Here is a 6,025-nt window from a genome sequence, read left to right as displayed (position 1 = left end):
ACCCTAAATATTTAGATTGGGCAGAGCTTTATATTAAACAAGATGGACTCATTGTTGCAGATAACACTCTATTGTTTAACACAGTGTTTTTAGAATCACCTCCAAAGGAAGTATCGGAAAAATCATGGCAGGCTATGAGAGAATTTAATCGTAGATTATCAGATGAAGAAAAATATTACTCTATGTTGATTCCAACTGATGAAGGAATGACTGTAGCTTTAAAGCTAACATGAGTTAAAAATCAAAGTCGGCATAATGCCTAGGAGGAGTTAATCCAGAAACCCTTTCTAATAACATCTCACGAAAACAAGGCCTTGACTTAACAATAGAGTACCATTCTTTTAAAATTCTACTTTTTTCCCATGGAAAACTATTTACATAGTCCATTACAGAGATATGTGACGCTAAAGTAATGTCAGCCAAAGTGAACTTATCAGTTGCAAGCCAAACGTTTTTGCTAATTAAGTGTTCAATGCATTCTATATGGCAAGACTGGTTATACTGAGCTGCATGAAGAAACCTAGAGTCCGGGCTGCGGTTAATTATTACTTTTTCGTTTATAATGTATTTGGTAACCTCGTTATAAAATTTGTTATCAAACCAGTTAACTAAAGCACGTATTTTAGACTTAACAACAGTAGACAAATCGAGCAATTTGATATCGCTGCTGTAAGTTTCTTCTAGATACTCACAAATAGCAGTGCTGTCTGTTATAATAAAATTATTATCTACAAGTACTGGTACTTGTCCAGTTGGGTTAATCTCCATAAATTCATTCCTCTTCTCCCACGGATTCTCGTATACTAAATCACAACCTAACTTTTTCTCCTTGAGAAGAGCTCTAACCTTTCGCGAGAACGGACAAAGAGAGAAGTGATATAAAATCATAATTAATTTCTATATGTAACCTATGCAACCCCAACTAATCATAGATTACCATAGGATATGCTTTGCTAAATAAAAAAAAAAGTATAATATTTTACAAGGTATGCAGGCAAAAACTCTGTAACTTGGTCAGGTCAGAGATGAAGCAGCCATATCAGAATCTTTTTGGGTTGCATACCTATTGAACTGTTTGTTTATCGTAAGTTATGAACATAGCATTAAAATATCGTCCTAGTAGCTTCAAAGATCTAATAGGTCAAGATATATTAGTACGTATATTAGAAAACGCTTTTACTCTCAACAAAATCCCACAATCCATACTGCTCTCTGGTAGCAGCGGAGTTGGTAAAACTACCACAGCAAGAATAATAGCTTTATGTTTGAATTGTTCCTTGGGGCCAACTTTTGAACCTTGTGGATCATGTGAAAATTGTCTAGCGATAAAGAATTCAAGTCACCCGGATGTGATAGAGATTGACGCAGCAAGTCACACTAGCGTTGAAGATATCAAAGTAATTCTAGGAGACATTTGCTATTCACCTATAAGCTCTAAATCCAAGGTTTATATTATAGATGAAGTACACATGTTATCCAGCAGTGCATTTAATGCATTGCTTAAAACCCTAGAAGAACCACCATCTAGCGTAAAGTTTATTCTGGCAACCACAGAGATAAAAAAGATACCGATAACTATTATTGCACGTTGTCAAAGGTTTGATTTGCATAACATCCCTGCAGCTAAAATAGTGGAGCGGTTGAATGACATTGCACAAGAAGAAAATTATCTAATTGAAAATGGGGCATCAGAATTAATTGCACACCACTGTAGCAATTCGATGCGTAACGCTTTATTTTTAATGAATCAAGCAGTGCTATATAGCAAAGATAGCATGATATCCATCAAGAATGTAATAGAAATACTCGGTCTGGTGGATAAAGATATTATATTTGATCTACTGGAAGCAATATTGGATGGTGATTTACAGAAGGCTCTGTCAGTATTCGACAAGGCAATAAAGACAGCAAACCCACTCAGTGTCTTCGAAGGTCTATTGCAAACAATCCAATTAATATGCCGTTATTTGATTACAAAAGAAATCGATAGTTCAGTTATAGAATGTGAAAAGAACAGGATAAAAGACTTAAGTGCAAAGAAATCTTTAATATTTTTCTCGAGATTGTGGAAGATGTTGCTCAAGGGAATTCAGGATATAAAAACTTCAACATGTAACGATATTGCTGCTGAAATGATGTTAATTAGCCTCTGTTATCTTTCTGATTTACCTTCTCCCGAGCAAGTAGTCAAAAAAGTTCTTACGCAGAATACACAGCAAAGGAATATGCGTAACGCAGAGAGCGCACAGCAAAAAAATTACGATTTTGATAAAATTCTGCAACTATTACGACAGAATAACCAAATTTATCTTTACAAACAGCTATGTAGTAATCTACAATTAGTGGATTGCAAACCTGGGTATTTAAAATTAAGAGCCGTATCTCGGTTGAACAACAGTTTTTGTAATGATTTAAAAAATTACTTAAATCAAGTGACTCAACAAGAATGGGTTGTCACAGTTGATGCAGGCTGTATGGACAGGGAAGTAAGTAATTTAAATTATGCACCTGCAGTCAAGAATATACTTGATACGTTTAAAGGTGCAAAGGTAATTAATATAGAGAATAAGGAGTAGGTTGTGGATTTTAGTCAAATAATGAAGCAAGCACAAGAGATGCAAAAAAAGCTTGCGGAAGCTCAAGAGAAGTACATTGGAAAAGAATTTCAAGGTGTTTCCGGGGGTGGCAAAGTTTCTGTGTTAGTGGAAGTTATAAAAATAGGTAGTTATAAAGCTAAGAAAGTAAACATAGACTTAGAGCTTATGAGAAACGAGGAGAAAGATATAGTAGAAGATTTAGTAACAGCAGCGTTCAACGATGCCATTAAAAAGGCAGAGGAAGATATGGCAAATGCGACCTCTGATCTTGCAGGTATGATGGGGTTACCACCCGGGTTTAAACTTCCCTTTTAAAAATTCTCTGTATTGCTAACTAGGTTTCTGTATCTTTGATACTAGAATTGTTTCATATGATGTACCTGAAATATCATGCAAAGATAAAAGAAATCGCAGTAATGATGCAGAAAGCAAAGAAATACTAGAGTCAGTAAGAAAATACCGGAAAATCAAAGGTAAAAAGTTATATTATTATCTTTTTATTAATAAAATTTTTACCTTCCCCTTAAAAATTGGTTTAAATGTCAAATATTTTATGTTATTAAGTTAGTACTTGACTTAACTTTAGTTTTTACTTAAATTGCTAAAGTGGAATTTTAATTTTTTTTAACGAGGGCAATTATGCATTATAAAAAGTTTTTTTCAGCAACCGCTTTAGTGACGTTGCTAAGTTTATCAAACGCTGCTTTTTCAGATCCTGTTGGTCCAATAACTGATGAAGAAACTAGCTACTATATTCGCCTGCAGTACAACGGTGAATTTTTACCTTTTAAAACAAAAGTTGATGCTATTCAATATCAGGATACTAACAATAAAGCTTTTGATCCTTACAAGGCTTCTTTTATGGCTGGTGGTGCTGCTTTTGGTTATAAAATGGATGATATCAGAGTTGATATTGAGGGGCTTTACTCGCAACTCAACAAAAATGAAATTTCAGGTGCAGCAAAAACTGGTAACACAGCTATTGCAGATAATTTATCAGTAATGTCAGGGCTAGTTAACATGTATTATGACGTAGCAATTGAGGACATGCCTATTACCCCGTATGTTGGTGTTGGTGTTGGTGCAGCATATCTCAGCAATCCTTTAAAGAGCCCTGTGGGAGATAAAAAGCATGGATTTGGTTTTGCTTATCAAGCAAAAGCTGGTGTCAGTTATGACGTAACTCCAGAAATCAAACTTTACGCTGGTGCTCGCTATTTTGGTTCTTATGGCGCTAACTTTGATGGAGAAAAACAAGATCCTGCACATCCTGGCGATGCAACCAAAAAGGTTACTGATGAAGGCGTATACAAAGTCCTTTATAGCACTATTGGTGCAGAAGCTGGTGTAGCATTTAACTTCTAGTCCATCTTAGTAGCCCTTCTTGTTGTCCCAGATTCAAGTAACTGGTGCTGGGACCCTAGAAAAAAGAAATGTGGATTCCAGTGTTTTTAAGCACTGGAATGACATATGTAGGCTACTTTAGTTTATGGGGCTACATGCTGGTAGCCAGTGCTAAGACATCTGAGGTCCTAGTTGGGTGCAGAAATATACATACTTTTTTAAATTAAATCTTGAATTTTTGCTAGAAAATCAACATATTATATATATGGAGTTTTAATTTGAGTTGTTATGTTAATTCCAACAACAAGTTTATGTATTAACAGTAGCACTAATCTCACGCAGTATATTGCTGAAGTGCAAAAGTTTCCTATGCTGTCTCAGGAAGAAGAGGTGCGGTTAGCAAAAAATTGGCACCAATACAAAGATATTTCTTCTGCTCATAAGCTGATTACTAGTCATTTGAATTTGGTAGTGAAAATTGCAATGAAGTTCAAAAACTATGGATTGCTGCTTATGGATCTGGTCATGGAAGGAAACATGGGTTTAATGCATGCAGTGAAAAAGTTTAATCCTGATTTAGGGTTTCGTTTTTCAACTTATGCGGTGTGGTGGATTGAAGCTTCAATAAAAGACTTTATATTGAAATCTTGGTCGTTTGTAAAAATAGGCACAACGCAAGCGCAAAGAAAGCTATTTTTCAGTTTGCGTAAAATAAAAAAAAGAACTTTACGACATACAAACAGAGAAACTTTAAGTAATGAGGAAATAAAAGCAATATCCAATGAGCTTTCTGTATCTGAAGGAGATGTTGTACAGATGAGTTACCGTTTAGCTTGTAAGGATCAGTCGCTAAATAAGTGTATAAAGATAGGTGATGACTCTAAAAAGGAGTTACAAGATATGATCCCATGTAACTCGGTTAGTCAAGAAATGACTTACCAAAATTATGAAGAGAAAGAATTAAAAGAAACAATTTTAAACAATGCACTGGCAAGTCTTAATGAAAGGTCAAGAGACATCTTTATCAGCAGATATTTGTCCGAAAATACCCAAACTTTAGATGAGCTTAGTAAAAAATATGGTGTTTCAAGAGAAAGAATAAGACAGCTAGCTGAGCAGGCGATGAATAAGGTAAGACAGCATATACAATCGGAGAGTTTAAAGTTTGGCTTGCATGCGTAGGTTTTTTGTACTTTTAACATTTTTTTCAGTAGGCGCTCTCGCATTGGTTAGTGATGTGCAATTGAAAGAAAAATATAAAGATTGGCTTGTGTATACTGCGTTAGAAGATGGGGAAAAGGTGTGCTACATCGTGTCTTATCCTAAGAAAAAAAGTGAGCATTATACAACTGATCGCAAGCCATATGTAATGGTCAGTTATGTCGATAAAAAAGCAGATGAGGTCAGCGTTACCTCTGGTTTTCAGTATGATAAGGAGCCTGTAGTTCTTGATGTCGATAAAAAAGTTAAATATACATTGCCCATAATACAGGGGAGTCTCGCATGGGCAGAGCATACAAAAACAGATCAAGAACTAATTCTCAGGATGAAACAAGGATTATCAATGGTGGTCAATGGAAAAACAAAAGCAGCAACTGTTGATGACACTTATTCCCTACTTGGTTTTCAAAAGGCGTATCAAAAAATGCACGATTTGTGCTACACAAAATAAGTTATTTTTGCGTCTATTTTGCTCTAGATTTCTTGCATTATGGTAAGGAATTTTTAGGAGCAACGCAGAATACTAGAAGTATTGTAATTTGGTTACACAGTAAACTATGTCATCCAAGCACTGGTTTCTCTATAATAGTGTCCCCTCCTTCTGTCATCCAAGTAACCTTTTCTTGTCATTCCAGCGCGTGACGCTGGAATTTATAGCCAACGCAAGAAAGGTTTACCTGAGCGCTGAAAAACAAAGTCAATAGTAGAATTGATATCAGGCCAAAAGGTTGGCAGAGCCTTTCTCACAGCATGTTTAATGGCAAACCAAAAATGCTCAATTGGATTCAAATCAGGAGAGTATGGCGGTAAAAACAAAATTTTACATCCAGCATTTTCTATTAATTCTTTCAGACTTATGAAAG

The 6,025-nt window shown here is 35.4% G+C and carries 8 protein-coding genes and 1 other RNA gene; 7 read left to right on the top strand and 2 right to left on the bottom strand.

Going from position 1 to position 6,025, the window contains the following annotated elements; genetic code table 11:
• The coding region (locus DM84_RS04360) for an O-methyltransferase (protein ID WP_458783140.1) at nucleotides 1-233 on the top strand (233 nt) is incomplete at its 5' end.
• Nucleotide 234: 1 nt separating this feature from the next.
• Here the strand turns inward: DM84_RS04360 and DM84_RS04355 are convergent.
• A complete protein-coding gene (locus DM84_RS04355) occupies nucleotides 235-888 on the bottom strand; it encodes a glutathione S-transferase family protein (RefSeq protein WP_250778606.1) in 654 nt (217 codons plus the stop codon).
• Between the two features lie 90 nt (nucleotides 889-978).
• Between DM84_RS04355 and ffs the strand changes: the two genes are divergently transcribed.
• The 6 genes from ffs to DM84_RS04325 all read left to right on the top strand — a co-directional run bounded on the left by ffs (nucleotide 979) and on the right by DM84_RS04325 (nucleotide 5,613).
• Nucleotides 979-1,076, top strand: an RNA gene (gene ffs / locus DM84_RS04350) — signal recognition particle sRNA small type.
• 15 nt (nucleotides 1,077-1,091) lie between these two features.
• On the top strand, nucleotides 1,092-2,576 hold the full coding sequence (gene dnaX / locus DM84_RS04345) for a DNA polymerase III subunit gamma/tau (protein WP_250778604.1): 1,485 nt from the start codon (nucleotides 1,092-1,094) through the stop codon (nucleotides 2,574-2,576).
• A gap of 21 nt (nucleotides 2,577-2,597) precedes the next feature.
• Nucleotides 2,598-2,912, top strand: a complete 315-nt coding sequence (locus DM84_RS04340; RefSeq protein WP_284706134.1) for a YbaB/EbfC family nucleoid-associated protein — start codon at nucleotides 2,598-2,600, stop codon at nucleotides 2,910-2,912.
• A 324-nt stretch (nucleotides 2,913-3,236) separates the two neighbouring features.
• Nucleotides 3,237-3,962 (top strand): P44/Msp2 family outer membrane protein, encoded by a 726-nt coding sequence (locus DM84_RS04335; RefSeq protein ID WP_250778599.1) that lies wholly within the window; start codon nucleotides 3,237-3,239, stop codon nucleotides 3,960-3,962.
• A 267-nt stretch (nucleotides 3,963-4,229) separates the two neighbouring features.
• A complete protein-coding gene (rpoH, locus tag DM84_RS04330; protein ID WP_250778597.1) occupies nucleotides 4,230-5,123 on the top strand; it encodes an RNA polymerase sigma factor RpoH in 894 nt (297 codons plus the stop codon).
• The gene (locus tag DM84_RS04325; protein ID WP_250778595.1) at nucleotides 5,116-5,613 is read left to right on the top strand and encodes an invasion associated locus B family protein; all 498 of its coding nucleotides are present in this window, start codon (nucleotides 5,116-5,118) and stop codon (nucleotides 5,611-5,613) included. Before rpoH ends, DM84_RS04325 begins: the two co-directional genes overlap by 8 nt.
• A 200-nt stretch (nucleotides 5,614-5,813) precedes the next feature.
• Here the strand turns inward: DM84_RS04325 and DM84_RS04320 are convergent.
• On the bottom strand, nucleotides 5,814-6,025 hold a 212-nt coding region (locus DM84_RS04320), incomplete at its 5' end, for a transposase (RefSeq protein ID WP_250778593.1).

Source organism: Wolbachia pipientis, from assembly GCF_023661085.1.
Classification (GTDB): domain Bacteria; phylum Pseudomonadota; class Alphaproteobacteria; order Rickettsiales; family Anaplasmataceae; genus Wolbachia.
The sequence above is the reverse complement of the archived record's forward strand: the minus strand, read 5'-3'. Positions and strand labels throughout refer to the sequence as shown.